Raw genomic sequence first — 23090 nt, 5'->3', positions numbered from 1 at the left:
CCACCCCCTCATCCCCCGCGCGCCATGCAGCGGCGCACGCCGCCCAGGGGCCGCACGATCTCGGTCCCGTCCAGGCGCCGGGTGCGCAGCACCGCCTCCTCCAGACGCTGGCCCGAGCGGGTCTCCTCGCCGACGCGGCCGGTGAGCGTGTAGGTCATGTTGCGCTGCGCATCGAGATAGATGCGCCGGAAACGATCGCCGGGGACCATCTCGGCCGACTGGGGCGAGACGCCCAGCTCCACCACCTCATCGTCCTCGATCAAACGCACCAGGCGGCGGGTCTCGCTTTCAAACAGCACGAAATTGTTCGGCTCGCGCACCTCAAACAGAAAGAGGCCGCACTCGCCCGGCGCCAGGGTTTGCGCCGCCAGAGCCTCGCGCGGCCCGGCGGCGTCCGCCGCGGCGCCGCTCTGCATCGGTCCGGTCTCGGGATTTTCACCTGTCCGGGCGCCCGGGCCCGCCGCGCAAGCGGTGAGCGCAACGAGCAGCGCAGCGGCGAGTAGAAGCGATTTCATGGTGCAGTCTCCTGAGATCCGCCCTCGGCGATGAAGCCCTCGCCCTGCTGATCGAACCCCATGAGCGAGAGCGCCGCAATGATGTCGCGCTCAGCGGTCCGAGCCTCGATGCGCCAGCGCGGACCGGCGGTCGGCAGGCGCACCCGCCCGGACAGGACCAGCGCATCGCTGCGTCCGGAAACCAGCAGCGCCACGGTCTCCCCGTCGCACGTCAAATCGCCCGTCAACATCGGCAATTGCGCGCCATAGCGCTCTCCGACGGACACCAGAGCCGCGCTGGTCACCCGCCCTTCCGCCTCCAGGCAGGCGCCGGCGCCATCCAGCACCAGCCGCTCGATCTCCACACGCGCGCTTTCTCCAGCCGGCAGATCGGCCGCCGCCAGGGCCGAAATCGCATCAAGAGCGACGACGCCCGCGGCATCCTCGAACCGCGCGCCGCCGCCGCTCAGCGTCACGCGGCCGGCGCCGCGCAGGGCGGGGTCGGCGACGCTCACGTCGAACACAGCCCGGCCGGTCAGAAGCGGCGCAGGGCGAAGCCGCGCCTCCACATGGGACAGAGCGAGGCCGCCCGCGCGCACCCGGCGCGCCGAGGCGTTCCAAACCGTGCCGGTGACCATTCCCGCTTCAATCCCGGCGGGCCGTGCGGCGACGTCATAGACCAGGCGCGCCGGCGCTCCCGCCACCGCAAAGCCGATGAAGGCGGCGAGCCCCAGCAGCGCGTAGAGGATCCAGCGGGTCACGGCGCGTCTCCGGGGCGGCGCACGATGATCTGGGCGCGCACGACATTATCGCCCTCCCGGTCGAAGCTGGCGCGCTCCACCACCACGCCGTCCTCGCGCGACAGATCGGCGAGCCACGCCATCAGCCGGTCCGCCGGCGCGGCGTCGAACCAGACGCCAAGCGCGCCCGCGTCCAACGGCTGGACCCGCGAGATCGGCAATTCGCGCGCCGTGGCGGATGCGCCCACCAGCGTGCGCAACGGCGTTCCGCCGCCCACCGCCTGCGCCTCGCTGGCGAGCTCTTGATAGCGCGCCACACCGGCCAGCACGGTCTCGTAATCGGCCACCGCCGCGTCATGGGCCCGCCGCGCCTCGGCGCGCCAGGACAGCGCCGGCGCGAGAACCGCATACCACAGCACCAGCGCCGCCAGCAGCGCGGCGAGGCCCGCCAGCAGAAACTGTTCGCGGGCCTCGCGATCGGCCCAGGCGGCGCGCGCCGGCGCCAGAAGATCGCTCAGGCTCATGGCAGCCTCACCGTGAAATCGCCCACCACCCCGGTTTCGGCCTGGCGCGCGCCGCCGTCCTCCAGCACCACGTCCAGGGTCCCGGCGCGGGTGCGCAGGCGTTCAAACACGTCAAACCCGGAATAGCGCGCGCTCACCTGCAGCGCGCCGCGGGCGGAGTCATAGCGTATGGCGGTGACCTCCACGGCCTCCTCGCCTTGCGTCAGCCGGCCCAGCGCCGCCGCCAAAGCGAGAAAATCCGCCCCGCCATCCGGAGCGCCCACCCGGGCGAGTTGCTGGCGCAGCTGGGTCTGGACCCGTGTGACCCGGCCCACTTCGGGGAAAGCCTCCTGGAAGACGGCGATTTCGGCGTCGCGATAGAGGCCGGTGCGGTGCTCGTAATACATCGCCTGACCGCCCGCCAGCGCCGTCACGCCCAGGCAAGCGGCGAGGCCCAGAACCGCCGCGGCGCGCCAGGGCGCCAGCAGCTCGCCCCAGTTCAGATCCGAGGCGAGCCCGGCGCCCAGCACCGGCGCCAGGGTCTGCAGCCAGGCGGGGTCCAGCCCGGCGGCGCAAAGGCGCAGGTCGGGCGCAGTCGCCCGGGTGATCTCCACGGGCGTTCCCTCCGGCGCTGCGAGCGCGGGATCGACCCCCTCGCTCACCCGCACCGTTTTCGGCGCCAGGCGCGCCGTGAGGGCGGGCAGGACGAAACCGGCGAGATCGGCTTCGATCGCGCCGCATAGCGGCGTGTTCAGCGCCGCGTCGGCATCGCGCGGGCCGGTGTCGCGCCCGGCGGCCTCACTCGCTCCGGCGTGCGTCTTGAACAGGACCCGGCCGCCGGACTCGAACACGAACAGATCCGCATCGCCGGCCTCTGCGGCCAGGGCGTCGGGGACGGCGTAGACCGGCTTGATTCCCGCGCCGGCGGCGAGGCGGCGCCAGGCGTCGCGCAGCGCGGTGGACACCCCGGCGACCATGCGCAGGCCATCAGGGGCCCGCGGGCCGATCTCCACCGCCGTCTCCTCCAGCCCGCCGGCCAGATGATCCTCGATCAGGAACGGCGCGGCGCGCCGTGCATAGCGGTCCGATCCGCCCGGCGCCGCAACCCGGCGCAGAAACACCGCCTCGGCCGGCAGAAGCGCGACGGTCCGGTCGGGCCGGGCGCCCTTCAGATCGGGCGCCTGACCGGGCGCCATACGGCCCTCGTCGAGGATCGCGCCCTCGCAGACCAGCGCCCATCCGGCGTCGGCCGCCTCGGCGTCGGCGGAGAGGGTGATGACCAGAACGCTCATCTAGAAGGCTCCAAAGCGTTCGCCATGGCGGGCGATCCGCCCGGTGTCCTGAAGTTCGGCCAGCTGGCTCAGGGTGAAGCGCGTGTCGTCGACTCTCACATCCACCTCCATTTCGAACCAGCGCGTGGTGACGCCCACCAGAGCCTGATCTTCCGCCCCGGCCTCCAGGCGCGCCATCAGCGGCTCGGCCCAGAACGCCTCGATCGTGTCATAACCCTGTGGCGGCCTTCGGAAAAGCACCGCTTCGGCGTCGGATGCCGAAAGCCGCCCTTCGAACGCAGCCGAAAGCAGCGGCGCCTGGCCCGGCTCCAGCGTGTTCACATTGAGCGGCGGCTGGGCGTCGTCGGGCCGCACGCACAGCCAGGGCGAAAGCGCGCGGTAAAGATCCGGCGTCATTTCGGGCAAGGCGAGCATTTCCTCCAGCTCCTGGAAGGGCTGGTTCGCCGCGCGGTAGGGCGGGTCGAAGCGGGCGTAGACATCATCCTCCGCGCCGCCGAGCTCAGGCCTCGTGTCGGCGTCGATCCAGTCGATCATCTGGGCCTTCAACCGCTCCGCGGCGCCCCGGGGCAGGCCGATCTGGTCGGTGAGGCGGGTGAACATGGCGCCGGCGCGCCCCTGGCGCGCCTGAACGGAGGCGGCGTCCTCGTCGTCACCGGCCTGCGCGTGCAGGGCGTTGATGTTGAAGCAGTTATTGCCGTCGCGAATGGTCCCGGAAATGCGCCCGCGCTCGATCTCGAAGACATGGGGGCCTTGGCGCCAGAGCGCCGTGGGACGGGTCACCTCGCGCTCCTGCGCCACGGATCGGGCGAGCACGCTTTCGGCGAATTCGCGCGCGCCGCGGGCGTACCAGCGGGCCTGATCGCGGGAGTCGATCTGGGCGGTGCGGAACACCGCAAAGCGCGTCACGTCGGTGAGCTGCACCGCCACGGCCGCCATGAGCGCCACCAGAAGCAGCGCCGCGATCAGCGCCGTGCCCTGTTCGCCGCGCCTCATGGGATCGCCCCCGCGCCGGGGGTGAGGGCCACATGCTCCAGCGCGCCGACGCCCGCGAGGGTATAACGCAAACGCACGGCGGCCGGCGGCGGTGCGGCCGCGCCTGCGCCGGCCGCACCGCTCGGGCCGATCCGGGCCTGGTTCAACCATCCGGCGCCGCCGAACACCTCCACCTGCAGATCGCTCACCCCGTCGGCCATGAGCCGGCGGCGCGGGTCCGCGCCGCGCGCTGCGTCGGGATAGGCGTAGGCCTCGCGCCACAGCGCGTCACCGTCATAGAGCCAGACCACGCGCTGCAGGGTGGAGCGGGGCTGGTTGGCGCCGGGATTGGCCCAGCCGGTGCGGGTGAAGACCAGCACTTCACGCATCGCCTCCCCGCCGCCGCGCACCAGCTCGGTCCCGCGCGCATCAGCGGCGAAAACCCGCGGGTCTTCAAGACCTTCGCCAGTGCGCGCCGGGCGCATGACGATCTGGCCCATATCGGCGGTGAAGAGCGCGCCTACCCGCTGGGCGGTGTCGATGCGGGCGAGCGCCGCCTCGGTCTGCGCCTTGCCGCGCAGGGCCGTGGTGAGAAGCCCCACGGAGATCGCGCTCACCAGCGCGAAAACCGCTACGGCGGCAAGGACTTCCAGCAGAGTGAAGCCGTCCTCGCGGGTCATGGCCGGTCCTCGCGCAGGAAGGTGACGAGGCGGGCGGCCTCGCGGCCCTGATCGGTTTCAATCACAAGGGTGATCTGCGAGAGGCCGGGATCGCCGGCGGCGCTGGTTTCAAGGCGCCATTCAAAGCTGCGCCCGGCGAGGTCGTAGGCGCCGGAGCGGTCGCTCAGGGGGGCGCCACGGCTCTGGGCGATCTGCGTGCTGAGGATATTCTGCGCCGCCAGTCCGGCCAGCGTCGCGTCCTCCGCCATCGTGGCGGCGCGCACGCCCGTGGTGAGGGCGTTCATCAACGCCACCCCCGCGATGGCCAGGACGGCCAGCGCGGCGAGCATTTCAATCAGGGAGAATCCCGCCTCGCGCCTCATGGCTGCGGCGCCCGGAGCTCGTGGTCGTAGCGCACCGCGCCGTCATCGCCGCGGCGGATCTCCGCGATCCCGTCCGCGCCCTCCAGGCGGTAGGCGAACGGGTCGTCGAACCCGGCCGGATCAAACCAGACCTGCGGGACGACGGGCGGAGCGTCATCGCGAGCGGCGGCGTCGCCGCGCCGGGCGACACCGCCCTCCAGAAGGCTCAGCACCAGGTCTGGATCGGAGAACCGCACCGGCTCCAGCGCGGGATGGTCGCGGCGCACCAGCCAGGCGGCCTCGCCATGGCTCATGAAACGATAGCCGCGCCCGTCAGGATCGGCGGAGAACCCCACCAGCGCGCCGGACACCAGCGCCTCGCGCCGGGCCTCGGCCAGGGAGCGGACCAGGCGGGCGCCGGCCTCCTCCTCCGGGCTGTCGCCGAAATCTCCCATGATCACAACGGCGGTCGCCATCACCGCCACGATGGCGAGGGCGGCCAGCATCTCCAGCAGCGAGACGCCGGCGTCACGGGAGGCGAGGCCGGGACGCATTGGGGCTCCTAGCGCTCCTGATCCGGATCCCAGTTGCCGATATCGGCGTTCTCGCCTTCTCCGCCCGCACGCCCGTCGGCCCCGAAGGACCAGATGTCGAAGCGGCCGTACTCGCCGGGGATCACGTACTGATAGTCATTGCCCCAGGGATCGGTGGGCAGCCGGTTGATGAAGCCGCCGTCGGGATAGCGCGCGGCCAGGCGCGGCTCGTCCGGCGCAACCACCAGAGCGTCAAGGCCCTGCTCGGTGGTGGGATAGGTGTTCAGGCTCAGCCGGTACATCTCCACCGCGCTTTCCAGCTGGCTGACGTCGGCGCGGGCCTTTTCCATCATCGCCCGATTCTGGCTCGGCAGGACGTTGATGACGATGATGGTGGCGAGAATGCCGATGATCACCACCACCACCATGATCTCGATCAGGGTCAGGCCGGCCTCACGGTCGTTCAGGGCCTGCTCGTCGTAAGGGCGCATCATCATGGGGTGTCTCCCGGTGTTCGCCGCGCGCGTCAGAGCAGCACGGCCGTGTTCAGTTGCAGGATGGGCAGAAGGATGGACAACACGATCGTCACCACGATGGCGGCCATGGTCAGGATGATGCCCGGCTCCAGAAGCGATAGTCCCGTGGTGACCGCGCCGTCCACATCGCCCTCCAGGTGTTCGGCGGCGCGCTCGAACATCTCCGCCAGCCGGCCCGAGCGTTCGCCGGCGGCCACCATATACACCATGATGGGCGGGAAGAAGCGGGCGCCCCGCAGCGCGTCGGCGAGGCCCTTGCCGGTCTCCACCTGATCGATCACGCCCTTGAGCATCTCCTGGACGACCAGGTCGCCGCTGGCGCGCCGCGCAGAGCGCAGAGCGTCCGGCAGGACCGCGCCGGAGGCCACGAGAATGCCCATGGTGCGGGCGAACCGCGCCGCCTCGACCTTCTTGTGGAGCCCGGAAATCACCGGCGCGGAAAGCCGCAGGCGGTGGACCGCACGGCGCACCGGTTCACGCCGCATGGCGAGGACATAACCCGTGGCCAACAGCGCCGCGCCGACCGCGAGAACCGGCCAGGCGCCCTGCAGAAAATCAGACAGGCCGATCATGATCCGGGTGATCAGCGGCAGGTCCAGTCCCATGGAGTCAAATTGCTCGGAGATGCGCGGCACGATCGCCACCAGAAGCGCGATCACCACCAGAAGCGCCACCACGCCCAGCACGGCCGGATAGACCAGCGCCGCGCCGACCTTGCGCTGCAGCGCGTCGGCCTGTTCGAGATAATCGGCCAGCCGGTCCATCACCAGACCCAGCCCGCCGGCGCTCTCACCGGCGGCCACCATGGCGCGGTAAACGCCGGGAAAGGAGCGCGGATGGGCGGCCATGGCTTCGGAGAGGCGCTCGCCCTCGACGACCTTGGCGCGCACCTCCATGAGGACCCGGCGCATGGCCGGGCTGGCGGCCTGACCGCCCACCAGGCCCACCGCCTCCTCCACCGGCATGTTGGCGCCCACTAGGGTGGCCAGCTGGCGGGTGGTTCCCATGAGCTCGCGACGGGACAGGGCCTTGGGCTGATTGAGCGCCCGCCAGACGCCGGACGCGCGCGCGCCGCCGGAGTCCGCCCGCGACAGCGCCAGCGGCGCCAGGCGCCGCCGCCTCAGCTCGCGCCGGGCGGCCTGTTCTGAATCGGCCGAGAGCAGGCCCCGCGTCTTCTTGCCCGCCGCGTCGAGGGCTTCGTATTCAAACGCCGCCATCGCGCTCGCCGTCCTCGCGGCACACTCGCATCACTTCGGCGAGGCTGGTTTCGCCGGCGCAGGCCAGCTTCACGCCGGAGCGCCACAGCGTGTCACGGTCCCGGAACGCCGCGGCGGCGAGGTGCTGCTCGCGCGCATCGTCATGGATCAGGCTGCGGATCGTGTCGTCCACAGCGACGACTTCGTACACGCCGCGCCGGCCGGAGAAGCCGGTCCCGCCGCAGGCCGGGCAGCCCTTCGGCCGGTACAGCGTCACCGCCGCTTCCGGGTGGGCGTCCAACAGGCGGCGCTCGGCGGCGTCGGCCTCATAAGGCGTCTTGCAGGACGGGCAAAGCCGGCGCACCAGGCGCTGGGCGACGATGGCCGAGAGTGTGGAGGCCAGAAGATAGCTCTCCACGCCCATGTCGCGCAGGCGAGTGATCGCGGCGACGGCGGAATTGGTGTGCACGGTGGAGAGCACCATGTGGCCGGTGAGCGAGGCCTGGATGGCGATTTCGGCGGTTTCCTGATCGCGGATCTCGCCCACCATCACCACGTCCGGGTCCTGGCGCAGGATGGCGCGCAGGCCGGCGGCGAAAGTCATGCCGACCTTGGCGTTGACCTGGGTCTGGCCGACGCCGTCCACGGCGTACTCCACCGGGTCCTCCACGGTGAGAATGTTGCGGGTCTGATCATTGAGAAGATTGAGCCCGGCGTAGAGCGTGGTGGTCTTGCCTGCGCCGGTGGGTCCGGTCACCAGCACCACCCCGTTGGGCTGGGCCAGCGCCTTCCTGAAGTCCTCGAACTGGGCGTCGGCCATGCCCAGCTGCTCCAGCGTGAACAGCGCGCTTTCCTTGTCCAGAAGGCGCAGCACCACCCGCTCGCCATAGCGCGAGGGCAGAGTGGAGACGCGCACGTCCACGCCCTTGCCCGCAAGGCTCAAGGTGAGACGCCCGTCCTGGGGCACGCGCTTTTCGGCGATGTCCAGACGCGCCATCACCTTGATCCGGCTGATCAGCGGCGGCGCCAGGCGCGCCGACAGACTCACCGTCTCGCGCAGCACGCCGTCGACGCGGAAGCGCACGGCGACCTTGTCCTCGAACGGCTCCACATGGACGTCCGAGGCGCCCATGCGTACAGCCTCGGCGATCAGGCCGTTGATCAGGCGGATGATCGGCGCGTCGCTGGCGCTGTCGAGCAGGTCTTCGGTCTTGGGAATCTCGGAGATGATCTCCGACAGGCTCGCCTCGCCCTCCTCGGCGCTTTGCTGGTTCATCGACGCGGCGAGGCCGTCGAACGCGTAGATGTCCGACAGGGCGGTGTCGAAGGTTTTCGCGTCCACCGGGCGCACCGGATAGGCCGACCCGGCGGCGCGGCGCGCCTCGATCAGGTCGGCCGGGTCGGCGCCCTGGCGCAGAAGAAAGACCGGCGCCTCGCCAGGCTGCAGCGCGATGCCGTTTTCACGAGCGAAGGCGTAGGCGAGCGGCTTCAAGCGCTAATCCTCGGGCGTGGCGGAGGCTTCAGGGGTCTCGGGCAGCGGGCGGTCGAACGGATCTGCGCCGCCGAGCATGAGATCGACGATCTCTTCAAGGCTGGACAAGCCATCGGCGGCCAGTCGCTGCTCGCCCACGGCGAAGTTATAGCTGTCGCGCGTCACCCGGCGCATGTCGGCGGCGTTGCGCACGATGGTCGGCCGGATGAAGACCATGAGATTGCGGCGCACCTGGGACCTTGATTCATTGCGGAACAGGCGCCCGGCCACCGGGATGCGCGACAGGCCCGGCACGGAATCGTCCAGCAATTGCTCGTCGCGCTCGATGAGGCCGCCCAGAACGATGATCTCGCCATTATCGGCCATGACGGTGGTCTCGATCTCGCGCTGATTGGTGATCAGCTCCTGAAAATCGGCGCTGACCGGACCGGCGACCGAGCTGACTTCCTGGCGGATCTGCAGGCGGATGGCGTCGCCTTGATTGATCTGCGGGCGCACGGTGAGCTCCACGCCCACATCCTGGCGTTCGATCTGGCGGAACGGGTTGGCGTTGTTCGCGCCGAGCGCCTCGCCGGTGGTGATGGGGATTTGCTGGCCCACCAGAAGGCTGGCCTCTTCATTGTCCAGCACCATGAGCTGGGGCTTGGAGAGCACATTGCTCTGGGTGTCGGACTCCAGAGCATTCACGATGAGCCCGAACAGCGAGCCGTCATCGCCGATCTGGCCGCCCAGCCCGAAGGCGCCGCCGCGCACGCCCAGAAGCGAGCTGACCGCAAGATTGCGCAGGGAAAGCTGGTCGCCGGCGGCTTCTCCGGTGTCGGCAAAGCTGTCGGTGGCCAGCGCGCCGGTGAGCGCCAGAAGATCGGGCGAGCGCTGGCTTCCATAGCGGGTGTAAGCGAACGGCGTGGCGTCGTCGCCGTCGCCGGCCAGAAGGAATTGTACGCCGAGTTCGCGCGCGGCCTGGTCGGAGATCTCCACCACGATGGCCTCCACCTGAACCTGCGGCCGGCGTATGTCGAGCCGGCGCACCACCTGCTCCAGCTCGCGCAGCACATCGGGGGACGCGTTTATGATGATGGCGTTGGTGGGCGCGTGGTGGGCGATGGAGGCGCCGCGCGCGTTTTCACCCGCCGTCGGCGACAGGGTCACTGAAAACTGTTCCAGGATCGGCAGAAGCTGCGCGCCCTCGGCATGGTTGAGACTGATCACCCGGAAGGACTGGTTGGACCGGCTCACCGCGTCCACCCGCCGGACCAGCGCGATCATCTCGCCCACCGCGCGCGGCTCGCCGCGCATGAGCAGCGCGTTGGAGGCCGGCACGGCGGCGACCGACACGGCGAGGGAGCGATCATCCTCGCCCTGGCCCGTGCGGGTGCGCAGACGCTCTACGATGCCCACCATGTCTTCGGCCGGGATGTTCTCCAGAACGATCATCTCCACCGTGGAGGTGTCGCGGTCCATGGCCCGCAGCGCCTGTTCCACCGCCTCGATGTTCGAGGCGTAGTCCACCGCCACGATGAGGTTGGAGCCCTCCACCGCATTCGCCGCGCCGGACGCCGACAGAAGCGGGCCCACGGCGCGGATCGCGTCGCGGGCGCTGGCGTTGCTCAGGCGCACCACCGTTGTGAGAAAGACCTCGTTCTCGCGGTCGGTGCTCACCCGGGCGCCGGCGCGCGCGCCCTCCTGTTCGGGTACGATGCGGAACACGCCCTGCCCCACGCGCACCGCCGTGTAGCCGTTGACCCGCAGGGTGGACAGGAAGACCTGGAAGACTTCGTCCGGCGTCAGGGCCACCTGCGACGCGATGGTCACGCGGCCGCGCACCTCAGGATCAACGATGAAGGTGTAGCCGGTGAGCAGCGACACATCGTCGATCACCGCGGCGATCTCGGCGTCCCGGAAATTCAGCGTCGAGCGCTCCTGCGTCGACGCCGGGCCGGCGGCCAGGGCGGACAGCGCCAGGCTCAAGCTCAGAGCAGCCATCACGCCGCGCAAAATCACTGTCATGGTTCGCCCCCTCATAAGTCCCTCAACCGCCCTGGTTCAGCGCAATGGACAGCACCACAGGCGCCCCGTCGCGCTCGATCTCGAGCCGGGCCTCGCCGGCGGTTTCAAACGTGGCCGCCACGGCCTGCGCCGCCTGCGCGCCGTCAAGGCGCCTGCCATTGACCGAGCGTACGATATCTCCCGGCAAAAGTCCGGACGCGCGCAACACTTCCAGCCGGGTGTTCGCGCGCACGCGCAGACCGGTCATGGCGCCGCCCTCCAGCACCGGCTCCAGGCGCAGCCCGTCCACCCAGTCATCCGCCGACAGCCGGGCGGCCTGCGCCGGATCCGGCGCGCTGGTCAGGCCGGACGGTCCCGCTGACGCCGACGGCGCTCGGGCTTCAGGCGAGGCCGCGCCGCCGGATTCATACTCAGGCGCCGGGCGGACGCCCGGCCCGCTGTCCAAAGGGGCGGCGGAGGAGGGCCGGCGCGCGTCCTCGCGCAGATAGATGCTCTCGCGGGCGCCGCGCCGGTTGATGATCACATGGGTGTTGGTCACCGAGGCGAGCACGATGCCGGGGCTCACCTCGTCGCCCACCCGCAGCAGGCGCTGGCCCTGGCCGGGCACTTCGATGATCGCCACGCTGGCGCTGTCGCCGCCGTCCACACGGACGCCGCGCAGGCGGAAATTCAGCTGGCTTTCAGGCGCCGGCGCGTCGGCGGCGGTCTCCGCCCGCCCGCGCGCCGCGAACAGATCGTCAAGGCCGGCGGTGTCGACACGGCGGATGTCGGCGTCCATTGCGCGCGGCGCCTCGGGCGACGCGGCGATCCGGCGATGGTCGGTCCCGTAAAGCGAAAACCAGAGCGCCTCGGCCAGCAGCCAGGCGATCACGATCACAAACAGGGCCTCCGCCGCCCGCGGCGCGGCGCGAAGCCAAAACGGTTGGCGCGGCCCCGTCAGACCAGAAGTCATGGTGGCGTCTATGGCGTTCTGCAATTCATACTGGTTGATGACGTCATGCGAACATGGACGCAGGACGGTCGAAAAGTAAAGCAGCGGGCCCTGGTCAGGGACGCTCCACCAAGGCGGCGGAGCGTCCCCGTTCAGGCGCCCCTCGGCCTAGAAGCGCGCGGTCAGACTGACCGAGACCGAACGGCCCCGGGCGTAGGTGTCGAACTGCGTCTCGCCGATGGTCGGGTTCTGCTGGAACTCGATATGGTCTTCGTCCAGCAGGTTGCGGCCCTTGATGCTCAGAGACAGGCCTTCCCAGATGTAATCCAGCTCGCGATTATACGTCGCGTCCAGGATCACGCCCGGCCTCTCGATGACGTCGGGAAGCTCGGCGCCGGGCTGGCTCAGACCGCGTTGCAGAACGCGCTCGTCGACCCAGTTGACCAGGAGCGTGAACTCGTCCTGATCGGTCGACCAGCCAAGCTGGCCGTTGATGATGTTCTCCGGCGTGCCCTGCAGCACCGATCCATCCAGATTATAGGTGGACGCCGGCACCAGGGTGAGGCTCACCGGGTCGACGATCAGGTCGGAGTCCGACGCGCTCACCTCGGAGTCGGTGAAGGTGTAGTTCAGGCCGAAGCGCCAGCTGCGGTCCGACAGCCAGAAGATGTCCCATGGCAGCTCGAACTGATGGCGGTATTCCAGCTCGAGGCCCTGCACCACCGCTTCAGGCGAGTTGATGAAGGTGGTCTCGAACACGAAGGTGGAGGTGGAGAACTGCACCTCCTCGATCGGGTTGGAGAGCTCCTTGTAGAACAGGGCGCCGGTGATGAACTGATCCCGGCCCAGATAGTATTCCAGGCGCGCGTCGTAGTTCGTCAGCTCGGTGTCCGTGAGCCCGCTATTGCCACGGAAGATGCGGCCGCTGTCCGGATCGAAATAGCTCGACCGGGCCAGTTCGCGGAACTGCGGCCGGGCGATGGTTTCCGAGTAGCCCAGACGGAGCTGGAGGTTGTCGGCGAAGGTCCAGGTCGCGGTCACCGCAGGCAGGGTGTACTCGTTCTCCAGATCCACCGTGCCGGCGCCCAGATTGCCGAAGCGATCGAAGGTCTGAACCGACTGGGTGGCTTCCTCGCGGCGAACCCCCAGTGAAGCGCGGATGAAATCGGTCAACGCCACGTCGGCCTGAGCGTAGTAGGCGTCCACGTCCAGCTCACCGGCATAGGAGTCGTTGTTGGACACGATTTCCTGGAGCACGAACCGATTAGGATCAATATTGTCGGGCGAGAACAGGAAATCCGGCCGGGCGGCCCGCACATCGTCGGGCAGAGAGTTGCCGCCGGCGAAGCGGAAGCCGTAAAGATCGAACTCGCGGTCGGTGCGCGACTGATCGGCGCCGATGGAGAACACCGCCTCGCGACCGAAAAGGTCGGCCGTGTACGCCGCATCCGCCCCGAAGCTCGCGACTTCATCGGTGAGGTAGGAGAAGCGGATGTCGTAGCTGTTGGCCACGAGATAGGTCGGCAAGCCGGTGGCCGCATCGACAAAGCGGCGCAGAGACCGCTCGTACGGCGCATCGCGGGTCGATTCCGCCAGCGCGCCGCGCCAGCTGAGTTCGAGAGGGCCGAAGCCGTGCTCGCCCGTGAGCTGGACCATGGTCAGGCCACGCTCGTACCAGCCGGTGTTTTCGTCGAAGATCTGGCCGGTGGAGCCCTGAGCGTTGAAGTCGGTGCCGGTGGTGATCTGGGACTGCTTGGTGGTGTCGTGGCTGTAGAACACCAGAGCCTGCACGTCGTGCTCGCCATAACCCAGCGAGATCGAACCCAGCGCATTCGTCGCCGCATCGAATTCGGTGATACGCGCCACCTGATCGTTGCCGATGATGTCGCCCAGCACCCGCTGGCGGGTGGCTTCACGGTTCGTCCAGCCGGCGTCGTATCCGGCTGTTCCGATCACGCCCACTTCCAGCTCGCCGAAGCTGAAGGTCCGCCCGGCTTCGAAGCTGAGCGAACCGCCCGGAAGGATTTCGGAGTCCTGGATCACGCTGACCGGCGAGTTGGTCAGGCTCTCGCCGATATACTCGATATCCTGCGGCGGCTGATTGTTGAAGCTTTCGCCGTTGGCGAAGATGCGCTGAATGCCGCGCGGAAGATCACGCAGACCGTCGTTATAGCCGGTCCAGTCCTGATCGGAGCCGGAGTGGACGAGGCCCTGCTGGAACGTGGCTTCGCTGTTGTAAGAGACGCCCGTTTGGATGCTGAAGAAGCCCTCGTCCGGCCGGCCCAGCGTCGTCATGTTGATGAGACCGCCGCCGAATTCACCGGGAAGGTTCGCAGAATAGGTCTTCTGGACCTCGATCCCGGCGAGCAGGTCGGCCGGAATCAGATCCAGGGGAACCGTGCGGCGCAGGGGCTCCGGGCTCGGCAGGGACGAACCGTTGAGCAGCGCGCCCGAATACCGGTCACCCAGGCCGCGGACATAGGCGAAACGCCCGTCCACGATGCTGAGGCCGCTGACCCGGGCCAGAGCGCCGGCCGCGTCGGAGTCGCCCACGCGCTCCAGATCCTCGGCCGACAGGAAGCTCGCCACCTGGGACGTCCGGCGCTGGGGCTCGGGCACGAACTGGTAGCGGACGACGATCACATCGTCGGTTTGTTGCGGGGCCGCGTCGGTCGTGTCGTCGGCGGCCTGGCGCGCATGGGCGACCGACGGGGCGAGCAGAACGCTCGACGCCAGAAGCGCATTACGCATGAATTTAATCGAGTACATCGTCGGAACCTTTTCTCGTGTCCTCTCCGGTAGGCGGCGTGAGGCCGCCGGCGCACGAAGCGCCGGCGGCTGTTCAAGCCCGCCTAGCAGGGGTCGGACGCCTCCAGACCGCAGGACCACCCGGCCCACCAGCGATCGGACGTGTTCTGCACCGCGCCGATATAGGAGACCGGCCGGAAGAACGGATCGAGCGTGGTGACGTCGAACACTGTCGCCGCATTTTCGGCCGAGCCGTTGACGAAGGTCGAGGTCAGGGTCGAGGCGACGTTCGTGGTGTTGTTCGAGCCCTGGGACACCGCGCCTTGCGCCGCGGCGGCGTCGGAGTTGCCGGTGTTCAGGCCGCCATCGCAGTCGAACAGAACCGAGTCGAAGCTGGGATCGACGCCGACGCCCTGATAGCCCGCAGCGCCGTTGCCGGCGGAGCCTTCAAAGCGGAAGCACTCCTTGCCGTAGTCCACCACGCCGTTGACGTAGCGGCCCACGGTGCCCGTGTTCAGACGGAAGGCGTTGGAGCGGTTGCCCACGAAGGTGAAGTTGGAGACCCTGGCGTTCGACAGCGGGGTGACGCCGTTGCCCGCGCTGGAGGCCTCGACGATGTTGTCGCCCAGGCTGCTGCTCTGCACGACGATGGCGAACTGGATATTGCCCTGGTAGCCGTTGTCGGTGTCGATGGAGTCGTCCTTGTTCCCGGTCAGGACCAGGTTGCGGACATTGACGTTGCCGCCGAAGAACTCGACGCCGTCATCCTCGTTATTATGAACCTGGATGTTCTCAACAACCGTGCCCCGGCCGATGCCGCCGAACGTGATCCCGTTCAGCTCATTGCCCTGGGTGTTGATCGCAAAGCCGGCGTATTTCAGCTGCAGGAAGCGCAGCGCGCCGGAATTGTCGTCGGCGTCGGCGCCGCCATAGATCGCGTCGGGGTTGGTGACGCCCTCCACAACGTTTTCGCAACTCACCGTACCGGGGGTCGCAGTACCGCTGAGGCAGCGATTGATCGGGGCCTGGCCGAGCAGGACGAGTCCGCCCCATTCGGCGGTCGCCGTGGCGGGATCAACCTGGTTGTCGCGAAGATCATTGCCCGAGGTCATGATCACCGGGTTGTCGCGGGTGCCGTTCACGAAGATCTGCGAACCGCGATTGACCACGATGTAGTCCTGGCCGCTTTCGCCGAAAATCGTCACGCCGGAGTCGATGGTCAGGACAGCGGCGTCCCCGCCGGCGCGATTGCCGTCGGCGCCCGTATCCATGCCGATATCAACGCGTCCATTGACCTCGTAAAGATTGCCGCGGGTCAGGCGGAGGTCAGAGGTCTGCACGCCGGAAATGCTGCAGATGGTCTGGCCATTCAGCACGTTGCCGGTGTTCGTCGTGCCCGTGGGGCAGGTGACCGGCGGGAAAAGACCGAAGGTCCAGCCTGCGGCCCAGTTGGAGGTTTCCGTTTCCGACGCGCTGAAGGCGCCGGCGTAGGAGGCCTGTTGGAAGAACGAGCCCAGCGTGGTCGGATTGACCGCGGTGATCCCCTGTTCGACCGGGCCGGGGAAGAGGCGCGCGGCCAGCGAGCTTTCGCCGATCTGGTTGTTTGCGTCCGCCGCGATCGCGGCGCTAGGAACGCCCGCAACCGAGTTGGAGGTCGCGATTCCGCCTTCGCAATCGAACAGAACCGACTGGAAGCTCGGGTCGGTGGCGGCGTTGAAGCTGGTGTTTCCGTCGCCGGCGCTGGCTTCCCAGCGGAAGCATTCCTTGCCGTAGTCCACCACGCCGTTGACGTAGTTGCCCACGGTGCCCGTGTTCAGGCGGAAGGCGTTGGAGCGGTTGCCCACCAAGGTGAAGTTGGAGACCGTGGCGTTCGACAGCGGGGTGACGCCGTTGCCCGCGCTGGAGGCCTCCACGATGTTGTCGCCGATATCGTCGTTCTGCACGACGATGGCGAACTGGATATTGCCCTGGTAGCCGTTGTCGGTGTCGATGGAGTCGTCCTTGTTCCCGGTCAGGACCAGGTTGCGGACATTGACGTTACCGCCAAAGAACTCGACGCCGTCATCCTCGTTGTTGTGAACCTGGATGTTGTTCACCTCGGTGCCTTGGCCGATGCCGCCGAAGGTGATGCCGTTCAGCTCGTTGCCCTGGGTGTTGATCGCGAAACCGGCGAAGCGCACCTGCGTGTAGCGAAGAATACCCGTGCTGTCGTTGGGATCTCCGCCGCCGTAGACCGCGTCGGGGTTGGTCACGCCTTCAACGATGTTTTCACAAGCGTTCGTGCCGGGCGTGGCGCTACCGCTGAGGCAGCGATTGATCGGGGCCTGGCCGAGCAAGACGAGTCCGCCCCATTCGGCCGTGCTCGACCCGCCGGTGTCGCCGGGATTGGCGGCGCGGCGCTGAATGTCCGCCTGGCTGGTCATGATGACCGGAGCCGTCGCCGTGCCCAGAGCTTCGATCTGCGAGCCGCGATTGACCACGATGTAGTCGGCGCCCGAGGCGCCGAAGACCACCGCGCCGGCTTCAATGGTCAGACGGGCCGATTGGCCGCCGGCCCGGTTGCCGTCCGCGCCGGTGTCGGAGCCGACATCCACACGTCCGTCGATGCGATAGGCCACGCCGTCAACGGCGGGCAGCGTCAGGTTGGCCAGGATCTGACCCGTGATTTCGCACGCCGTAAAGGCGCCGACCGAGCCGGACTGGGTGAAGCCGCTCGGGCAGGTCGCGGTCGAACCGCCACCGCCGCCGCCGCCGCCGCCACCGCCGCCCGGCAGCGTGCCCGGATTGCTCGCGCCCGGAGATGCGATCTCCGAGCCTTGGGAACACGCCGCGATCACGGCGCAGGACGCTCCGGCCAGAAGCAGCTTGAGTTTGGAAACGGTCGTCATGGATTACCCCCCGGGGAGTTTGATGGCGCTACACTCGAAGACGTCGCGCCGGAAAAAGTCGCAAGGCGCGAGCGATCAGCCCGGAAAAGACAGCATGTTTGTTACGACCAGATCGCATTTCGATGACGCACCGATGACACCCAGCGCGGCGAAGGGTTAACACTCTTCATCGCCCGGGCGTATGCCCCGCCCGGCGCCGCGATCACCCTGTCCCACAAGGCCTTCGCACCGGTGTGGCTTTGGCGCCAGGGGCCGCTGCCGCATATGTGAAATTTAGATGACGCAGGCAGGGTTTGCGTGAATTGGCGCTATTGCGCCGCAGCATCGCTCGGCGAGGCGCGGAGCGAGTCCGGATCGAGTTTCGCGACCGCGGCGTACTGGCTGAGGAAGACCTCGCCGGTGAGCGCTTCGAGAAAATGCGAGCGTTTCAGCGCGTCCATCACAGGGCCCTTCACCTCTGAGAGATGCAAGGAGACGCCGGAATCGGCCAGGCGCGCATTGATCGCCTCCAGGCTCTCAAGAGCCGAGAGATCGATCTGGTTCACCGCCGGGCACATTAGGATGAAATGCTCGATGGCCAGGTTCTCCGCCACCAGGGCGTAGACCCGATCCTCAAGATAGCGGGCGTTGGCGAAATACAGGCCCTCATCGACGCGCAAGGTGAGAATCTTCGGCGAGGTCTGCACGCTGTGGCGGGTGATGTTGCGGAAATGCTCGGTGCCCGCCACCTGACCCACCACCGCCGCGTGGGGCCGGCTGGTGCGGTAGAGAAACAGCGCCAGCGACAACACCACGCCGGCGGTGACCCCGGTCTCGACGCCCATGGCCAAGGTCAGCGCGATGGTCGCGGCCATGGCGGCGAAATCGGGGCGCGAATAGGTCCAGGCCCGCTTCAATGCACCAAAATCAACCAGACTCAGCACCGCCACGATGATCGTCGCGGCGAGCACGGCCACGGGCAGGTTCGCCAGAAGCGGTGTGAGGAACAGCGTGGCCAGCGCGATGCCGCCGGCGGTGAAGGCGCCGGCGGCGGGCGTCGCCGCGCCGGCGTCGAAATTCACCACCGAGCGCGCAAAGCCGCCGGTCACCGGATAGCCGCCGGAAAACGCGGCGGAGATGTTCGCCGCGCCGAGGCCCACCAGTTCCTGATCAGGATCGATGCGCTCGCGCTTCTTGGCCGCCAGGGTCTGGGCGACGGACACCGATTCCACAAAGCCGATGACGGAGATCAGCATGGCCGGTCCGGCCAGCAGCAACAGGAGATCGACATCGAAGCTGGGCGCGGACAGGGGCGGCAGGCCGCCGGGCACGGCGCCGACCAGCGCCACGCCCGCCGCACCGAGATCCAGCATGATGACCGCGCCGATGGACACCCCCACGGCGAAGACCGGTCCGGCCTTTGTAAGGATGTCTGCGGCGCGCTTCGGCAGTCCGAGCTTGAGCAGCAGCGGCTTTAACCCCGAGCGCACCCAGAACAGAAACGCCGCCGCCGAGACGCCGATGATGACGGTGGGCCAGTGGGGATTGGTGATCTCTGCGCCGAGGCTCAGCGCAAGATCATAGAGGTTATGACCGCTCGCCGACACGCCGAGAATGTGGCGCAGCTGGCTGGCCGCGATGATGATCCCCGACGCCGTGATGAAGCCGGAGATCACCGGATGGGAGAGGAAGTTCGCCAGAAAGCCCAGACGGAACACGCCCATGATCAGAAGGAAGACGCCGGACAGGAAAGCCAGGCTCATGGCCGCCACCGCGTAGCCCATGGTCCCGGTTTGCGCGATCTCGCCCACCGCGGCGGCGGTCATCAGCGACACCACCGCCACCGGCCCCACGGCCAGCGCCCGGCTTGTTCCAAAGAGCGCATAGGCCACCAGCGGCAGGATCGAGGCGTAGAGGCCCGCCTCCGGCGGCAGGCCGGCCAGAAGGGCGTAGGCCAGGGACTGGGGAATCAGCATGAGGGTGACGATCACCGCCGCCATCATGTCGTCGCCGAACTTGGCCCCGTCATAGCGCCGCCCCCAGTCGAGAACGGGGAGATATCGGATCAGGAATGCCGGCGTTTTCATGGATTATGCGTCTTCACCGAGGGGGCGGCGTTCGGTCTTCACCAGCCATTCGCGGCCGCGAAGCATGGCTTCAAAATAAACCGTTGGCAGCATTTTCTCTTTCAGAAACCAGGCCAGGCGCGTGGGCCGGGTTCCATCCACCAGCCATTTTGGAAAGGTCGGCATCAGCTTTCCACCATAGCCGAACTCGGCGAGCACGACCTTGCCGCGCTCCACGGTGAGCGGACAGGAGCCGTAGCCGGCATAGACCGCGCGCGGCGCCTCGCCTTCAAGAACGGAGACCACGTTCGCGGCCACCACCGGCGCCTGGGCGCGCACCGCCGCGGCGGTCTTGGCGTTGGGCGCCGAGCACGCATCGCCCAGCGCGAAGACATTGGCGTATTTGACGTGCTGCAGGGTTTCCGGAGACACCTCGATCCAGCCGCCCTCGCCGGCCAGCGGGCTCTCTCTGACAAAATCCGGTGCGGTCTGGGGCGGGCAGACATGAAGCATGTCGAAGCTGCGCTCCACCCGCGTCGGCCCGGCCTCGCCCGCCGTCTCAAAGATGGCGACCCGGCTGTCGCCGTCCACGGCCACCAGCTTCGAGCCGAACTTCAGATCAATGCCGTAACGCTCCACATACTCCATCAGCGCGGGCACGTAGGCGGCGACTCCGAAAAGGCCCGGCCCGGCGTTGTGGAACTCCACCTCGATGTCCTTGAGCACGCCCGCGCGGGTCCAGGCGTCACAGGATAGATACATCGCCTTTTGCGGCGCGCCGGCGCACTTGATCGGCATGGGCGGCTGAGTGAACAGCGCCCGGCCCTTCCGCGTCGCCTGCACCAGCTCGAAGGTGTAGGGCGCAAGGTCGAAGCGATAGTTTGACGTGACGCCGTTCTCGCCCAGCGTGTCGCGGAGCCCGTCGACCTGGTCCCAGTCAAGTTTGAGTCCCGGCGCCGCGATCAGCGCCTTGTAGGTGAGCCGTCGTCCGTCTTCCAAAATCACCTCGTGGCGGTCCGGCGCAAAACGGCTTACCGCGCTCTGGATCCAGTCGGCGCCTTCAGGAATGAAATCAGCCAGGGGACGCACGGTGTCGGCGCTCTTGAACACGCCCCCGCCCACCAGCGTCCAGCCGGGCTGGTAGTAGTGCTCCTCGCGCGGCTCCACGATCGCGATGGTGAGGCCGGGCCGGCGATTGAGAAGGCCCGCCGCCGCCGAGACGCCGCCGGCGCCGCCGCCGACCACCACCACGTCATAGGCGCGCGACGCGTCGGTATAGGCGGGGCCAGGGGCGGAATCAGGCTCGCCGCCCGCCTTCGCCCGGTTCTGCAGACGGGCCTCCAGGCGCGGCTTCAACCCCGACAGATCATAGCCCGCCGCCCCGGCGGCGCTGATCAGCGCCCCGGCGCCGGCGTGACGCGCCTCGCTCAGCGCCCAGACCATCGCCGAGCGCGTGCCGGTTCGGCAAAAGCCCAGGACCGGACCTGCGGCCGCGTTCATCGCCTCGGTGAAACGGTCAATGTCAGTGTCGGAGATCTGCCCGCCCAGGACCGGGATGTGGCTGTAATCAATCCCATGGGCGGAAGCGGCGGCCTCGATCTCGGCGGACGCCGGCTGACCCTCGTCCTCACCGTCGGGGCGGTTATTGATGATCGCCATGAAGCCCGCTCTGGCGGCGGTCTCCACATCGGCGGGGGTGAGCTGAGTGGCGGCGGTGAAAAACGGCGAGATCTGCTTCATGTCCATGACATGTCCTCCCGGGGGCACGCGGCGCGCACGGCGGCTGAGCCGCCGGAGCGCCTGTCGTCTGGCTTACAGAGTGTCGATGGGCAGCTTCATATAGCGCACCCCATTGTCTTCAGCGGGCGGCAACTCGCCGGCCCGCATGTTCACCTGGACGCTGGGCAGAATCAGAACCGGCATGGCGAGCGTCGCGTCGCGAGCCGCGCGCATGGCGACGAACTCGTCCTCGTTCACACCTTCATGGACATGGATGTTCTTCGCCTTCTCCTCACCCACGGTGGTGAGGAAGGCGAAGTCGTCGCGGCCCGGCGCCTTGTAGTCGTGGCACATGAACAGCCGGGTCTCGTCGGGCAGGGCGAATATCTTCTGGATGGAGCGATAAAGCTCGCGGGCGTCGCCGCCGGGGAAATCACAGCGCGCGGTGCCGTAATCGGGCATGAAGATCGTATCGCCGACAAATCCGGCGTCGCCGATCACATAGACCATGCAGGCCGGTGTGTGGCCGGGCGTGTGGATCGCCCTCGCCTGGATCGAGCCCACGGCGAACTGCTCGCCGTCCTCGAACAGATGATCGAACTGCGAGCCGTCGCGGGCGAATTCGGTGCCGGCGTTGAACACCTTGCCGAACACGTTCTGCACGGTCTTGATGTTGGAGCCGATGGCGAGCTTGCCGCCGAGCTGTTCCTTCAGATAGGGCGCGGCCGACAGATGGTCGGCGTGCACATGGGTCTCCAGGATCCAGTCCACGGTGAGGCCTCGCTCATGCACGTACGCGATGATCTCATCGGCGCTGGTCTTGGCGGTGCGCCCGGAATTGGGATCGTAATTGAGCACCGAATCCACGATTGCGGCGCGTCTGGTCTCCGGATCGGAGACAATGTGGGAGAAGGTGAAGGTCCCTTCATCAAAGAAGGTCTTCACGTCGGGCGTGGCGGTTTTGGCGGCGGTTTTGGTGGTCATGGGACCCTCCGTTTCCTAGTCTGCGGCCGGCGCGTCGGCGTCCGGTCCGAAGGCCGCGCACAGCGCGGTCATGAGCTTGTGCATGCGCTCGCCTTGTAAGGCGTAGAAGACCTGCTTGGCCTCCCGCCGCGTGGTCACAAGCCCCTCGGCGCGAAGCCTGGCGAGATCGCGCGACAGATTGGGCTGACGCACCCCGGTGCGCGCCTCGATCTGGGAGACCGAGCGCTCACCCTCCATCAGTTCGCAGGCCACAAGAAGCCGGTTGGGGTGCGACAACAGCTTGAGCGTGCCGGAGACCTCATCAGCCCGGTGGCGCAGCTCGTCGATATCCATATCCATCTTCACGGGCGCCTCCTTGCGGCTTTGAGTGAGGCCTTTTGTGCGAGCGCCTCTTGCGCTTCATCTCTACATATATCATTTTCGATAATTGATAAACAAAAAACTGCACCGGCCTACTGAACGTGCACAGCCGCAAAATACCCATGCTCAGAATTTCGCATTTCACCCCGGATCAAGTCGCGGCGCTGACTGCGGCAAAGAGGACATGATGGATTACGCAACTGAGTTCACACCCGTTTCGGCCACGATCGGCGGCGCCCTAATCGGGCTCGCCGCTGTGATCCTCATGGCCGGCAATGGCCGCATCGCAGGAATTTCGGGCGTGGTGGGCGGGCTGATCGCGCCGCGTCAGAGCGGCCCCGAGCGCGCCTGGCGCGCCGCCTTCATCGCCGGGCTGGTGCTGGCGCCGGTGCTCTACATGGCGCTCGGCCCCGCCATCGAGGTGACGATCCCCGCCTCCACCCCGCTGCTCGTCGCCGCCGGATTGCTGGTGGGTGTCGGAACCCAGATGGGATCCGGCTGCACGTCGGGTCACGGCGTGTGCGGCATCTCCCGCCTTTCGCCGCGCGGCATTACGGCGACGCTCACCTTCATGGCGAGCGGCGCGGTGGCCGTCTTCCTCGTCCGGCACGTGTTTTAGGAAGGTTCAA

Annotated in this window: 20 protein-coding genes; 1 reads left to right on the top strand and 19 read right to left on the bottom strand. The window is 68.0% G+C overall.

What is annotated here, in order from left to right:
* Positions 1-8: 8 nt before the first annotated feature.
* From ACWCOP_RS01510 to ACWCOP_RS01420, 19 genes are all read right to left on the bottom strand, one after another.
* Entirely contained in the window at positions 9-515 is a 507-nt protein-coding gene (locus tag ACWCOP_RS01510; protein ID WP_478249455.1) for a hypothetical protein, read from the bottom strand.
* The gene (gene gspN / locus ACWCOP_RS01505) at positions 512-1255 is read right to left on the bottom strand and encodes a type II secretion system protein N (RefSeq protein WP_478249454.1); all 744 of its coding nucleotides are present in this window, start codon (positions 1253-1255) and stop codon (positions 512-514) included. The genes ACWCOP_RS01510 and gspN overlap by 4 nt, the downstream gene beginning before the upstream one ends.
* Positions 1252-1758: a type II secretion system protein GspM gene (gene gspM / locus ACWCOP_RS01500; RefSeq protein ID WP_478249453.1), complete on the bottom strand. Its 507-nt coding sequence runs from the start codon at positions 1756-1758 to the stop codon at positions 1252-1254. Before gspM ends, gspN begins: the two co-directional genes overlap by 4 nt.
* Positions 1755-3029: a type II secretion system protein GspL gene (gene gspL, locus ACWCOP_RS01495; protein WP_478249452.1), complete on the bottom strand. Its 1275-nt coding sequence runs from the start codon at positions 3027-3029 to the stop codon at positions 1755-1757. Before gspL ends, gspM begins: the two co-directional genes overlap by 4 nt.
* Complete coding sequence (gspK, locus tag ACWCOP_RS01490) at positions 3030-4022, bottom strand: type II secretion system minor pseudopilin GspK (protein ID WP_478249451.1); 993 nt, start codon at positions 4020-4022, stop codon at positions 3030-3032.
* The gene (gene gspJ / locus ACWCOP_RS01485) at positions 4019-4681 is read right to left on the bottom strand and encodes a type II secretion system minor pseudopilin GspJ (RefSeq protein WP_478249450.1); all 663 of its coding nucleotides are present in this window, start codon (positions 4679-4681) and stop codon (positions 4019-4021) included. The genes gspK and gspJ overlap by 4 nt, the downstream gene beginning before the upstream one ends.
* Positions 4678-5043 carry a type II secretion system minor pseudopilin GspI gene (gspI, locus tag ACWCOP_RS01480; RefSeq protein WP_478249449.1) on the bottom strand — a complete coding sequence of 122 codons (366 nt, stop codon included), beginning with the start codon at positions 5041-5043 and terminating at the stop codon, positions 4678-4680. Before gspI ends, gspJ begins: the two co-directional genes overlap by 4 nt.
* Positions 5040-5576 carry a GspH/FimT family pseudopilin gene (locus ACWCOP_RS01475; protein WP_478249448.1) on the bottom strand — a complete coding sequence of 179 codons (537 nt, stop codon included), beginning with the start codon at positions 5574-5576 and terminating at the stop codon, positions 5040-5042. The genes gspI and ACWCOP_RS01475 overlap by 4 nt, the downstream gene beginning before the upstream one ends.
* 8 nt (positions 5577-5584) lie before the next feature.
* On the bottom strand, positions 5585-6052 hold the full coding sequence (gene gspG, locus ACWCOP_RS01470) for a type II secretion system major pseudopilin GspG (protein WP_478249447.1): 468 nt from the start codon (positions 6050-6052) through the stop codon (positions 5585-5587).
* Between the two features lie 29 nt (positions 6053-6081).
* The gene (gene gspF, locus ACWCOP_RS01465) at positions 6082-7308 is read right to left on the bottom strand and encodes a type II secretion system inner membrane protein GspF (RefSeq protein ID WP_478249446.1); all 1227 of its coding nucleotides are present in this window, start codon (positions 7306-7308) and stop codon (positions 6082-6084) included.
* Positions 7295-8779, bottom strand: a complete 1485-nt coding sequence (gene gspE / locus ACWCOP_RS01460; protein WP_478249445.1) for a type II secretion system ATPase GspE — start codon at positions 8777-8779, stop codon at positions 7295-7297. Before gspE ends, gspF begins: the two co-directional genes overlap by 14 nt.
* A 3-nt stretch (positions 8780-8782) precedes the next feature.
* The gene (gspD, locus tag ACWCOP_RS01455) at positions 8783-10786 is read right to left on the bottom strand and encodes a type II secretion system secretin GspD (RefSeq protein ID WP_478249444.1); all 2004 of its coding nucleotides are present in this window, start codon (positions 10784-10786) and stop codon (positions 8783-8785) included.
* A gap of 22 nt (positions 10787-10808) precedes the next feature.
* A complete protein-coding gene (locus ACWCOP_RS01450; protein ID WP_478249443.1) occupies positions 10809-11738 on the bottom strand; it encodes a type II secretion system protein N in 930 nt (309 codons plus the stop codon).
* Between the two features lie 147 nt (positions 11739-11885).
* On the bottom strand, positions 11886-14486 hold the full coding sequence (locus ACWCOP_RS01445; RefSeq protein ID WP_478249442.1) for a TonB-dependent receptor domain-containing protein: 2601 nt from the start codon (positions 14484-14486) through the stop codon (positions 11886-11888).
* A gap of 83 nt (positions 14487-14569) precedes the next feature.
* Positions 14570-17353 (bottom strand): beta strand repeat-containing protein, encoded by a 2784-nt coding sequence (locus ACWCOP_RS01440; protein WP_478249441.1) that lies wholly within the window; start codon positions 17351-17353, stop codon positions 14570-14572.
* Between the two features lie 308 nt (positions 17354-17661).
* The gene (locus ACWCOP_RS01435) at positions 17662-19419 is read right to left on the bottom strand and encodes a SulP family inorganic anion transporter (RefSeq protein ID WP_478249440.1); all 1758 of its coding nucleotides are present in this window, start codon (positions 19417-19419) and stop codon (positions 17662-17664) included.
* Positions 19420-19422: 3 nt separating this feature from the next.
* The gene (locus ACWCOP_RS01430) at positions 19423-21144 is read right to left on the bottom strand and encodes a bifunctional protein tyrosine phosphatase family protein/NAD(P)/FAD-dependent oxidoreductase (protein WP_478249439.1); all 1722 of its coding nucleotides are present in this window, start codon (positions 21142-21144) and stop codon (positions 19423-19425) included.
* A gap of 66 nt (positions 21145-21210) precedes the next feature.
* Positions 21211-22101, bottom strand: a complete 891-nt coding sequence (locus tag ACWCOP_RS01425) for an MBL fold metallo-hydrolase (RefSeq protein WP_478249438.1) — start codon at positions 22099-22101, stop codon at positions 21211-21213.
* A gap of 15 nt (positions 22102-22116) precedes the next feature.
* On the bottom strand, positions 22117-22440 hold the full coding sequence (locus ACWCOP_RS01420) for an ArsR/SmtB family transcription factor (RefSeq protein ID WP_478250712.1): 324 nt from the start codon (positions 22438-22440) through the stop codon (positions 22117-22119).
* A 208-nt stretch (positions 22441-22648) separates the two neighbouring features.
* Between ACWCOP_RS01420 and ACWCOP_RS01415 the strand changes: the two genes are divergently transcribed.
* Complete coding sequence (locus ACWCOP_RS01415) at positions 22649-23080, top strand: YeeE/YedE family protein (protein ID WP_478249437.1); 432 nt, start codon at positions 22649-22651, stop codon at positions 23078-23080.
* Positions 23081-23090: the final 10 nt, after the last annotated feature.

This window comes from Apolloniradiicaulis salifontis, from assembly GCF_053756655.1.
This window is presented reverse-complemented; position numbering and strand designations above follow the sequence as displayed.

What these genes read in the sequence shown, in the direction of transcription:
- ACWCOP_RS01510 (WP_478249455.1), bottom strand. Translation starts at nt 515, where the DNA reads ATGAAATCGCTTCTACTCGCCGCTGCGCTGCTCGTTGCGCTCACCGCT.
- gspM (WP_478249453.1), bottom strand. Translation starts at nt 1,758, where the DNA reads ATGAGCCTGAGCGATCTTCTGGCGCCGGCGCGCGCCGCCTGGGCCGAT.
- gspL (WP_478249452.1), bottom strand. Translation starts at nt 3,029, where the DNA reads ATGAGCGTTCTGGTCATCACCCTCTCCGCCGACGCCGAGGCGGCCGAC.
- gspK (WP_478249451.1), bottom strand. Translation starts at nt 4,022, where the DNA reads ATGAGGCGCGGCGAACAGGGCACGGCGCTGATCGCGGCGCTGCTTCTG.
- gspJ (WP_478249450.1), bottom strand. Translation starts at nt 4,681, where the DNA reads ATGACCCGCGAGGACGGCTTCACTCTGCTGGAAGTCCTTGCCGCCGTA.
- gspI (WP_478249449.1), bottom strand. Translation starts at nt 5,043, where the DNA reads ATGAGGCGCGAGGCGGGATTCTCCCTGATTGAAATGCTCGCCGCGCTG.
- ACWCOP_RS01475 (WP_478249448.1), bottom strand. Translation starts at nt 5,576, where the DNA reads ATGCGTCCCGGCCTCGCCTCCCGTGACGCCGGCGTCTCGCTGCTGGAG.
- gspG (WP_478249447.1), bottom strand. Translation starts at nt 6,052, where the DNA reads ATGATGATGCGCCCTTACGACGAGCAGGCCCTGAACGACCGTGAGGCC.
- gspF (WP_478249446.1), bottom strand. Translation starts at nt 7,308, where the DNA reads ATGGCGGCGTTTGAATACGAAGCCCTCGACGCGGCGGGCAAGAAGACG.
- gspD (WP_478249444.1), bottom strand. Translation starts at nt 10,786, where the DNA reads ATGACAGTGATTTTGCGCGGCGTGATGGCTGCTCTGAGCTTGAGCCTG.
- ACWCOP_RS01450 (WP_478249443.1), bottom strand. Translation starts at nt 11,738, where the DNA reads ATGACTTCTGGTCTGACGGGGCCGCGCCAACCGTTTTGGCTTCGCGCC.
- ACWCOP_RS01445 (WP_478249442.1), bottom strand. Translation starts at nt 14,486, where the DNA reads ATGTACTCGATTAAATTCATGCGTAATGCGCTTCTGGCGTCGAGCGTT.
- ACWCOP_RS01440 (WP_478249441.1), bottom strand. Translation starts at nt 17,353, where the DNA reads ATGACGACCGTTTCCAAACTCAAGCTGCTTCTGGCCGGAGCGTCCTGC.
- ACWCOP_RS01435 (WP_478249440.1), bottom strand. Translation starts at nt 19,419, where the DNA reads ATGAAAACGCCGGCATTCCTGATCCGATATCTCCCCGTTCTCGACTGG.
- ACWCOP_RS01430 (WP_478249439.1), bottom strand. Translation starts at nt 21,144, where the DNA reads ATGGACATGAAGCAGATCTCGCCGTTTTTCACCGCCGCCACTCAGCTC.
- ACWCOP_RS01425 (WP_478249438.1), bottom strand. Translation starts at nt 22,101, where the DNA reads ATGACCACCAAAACCGCCGCCAAAACCGCCACGCCCGACGTGAAGACC.
- ACWCOP_RS01420 (WP_478250712.1), bottom strand. Translation starts at nt 22,440, where the DNA reads ATGGATATGGATATCGACGAGCTGCGCCACCGGGCTGATGAGGTCTCC.
- ACWCOP_RS01415 (WP_478249437.1), top strand. Translation starts at nt 22,649, where the DNA reads ATGGATTACGCAACTGAGTTCACACCCGTTTCGGCCACGATCGGCGGC.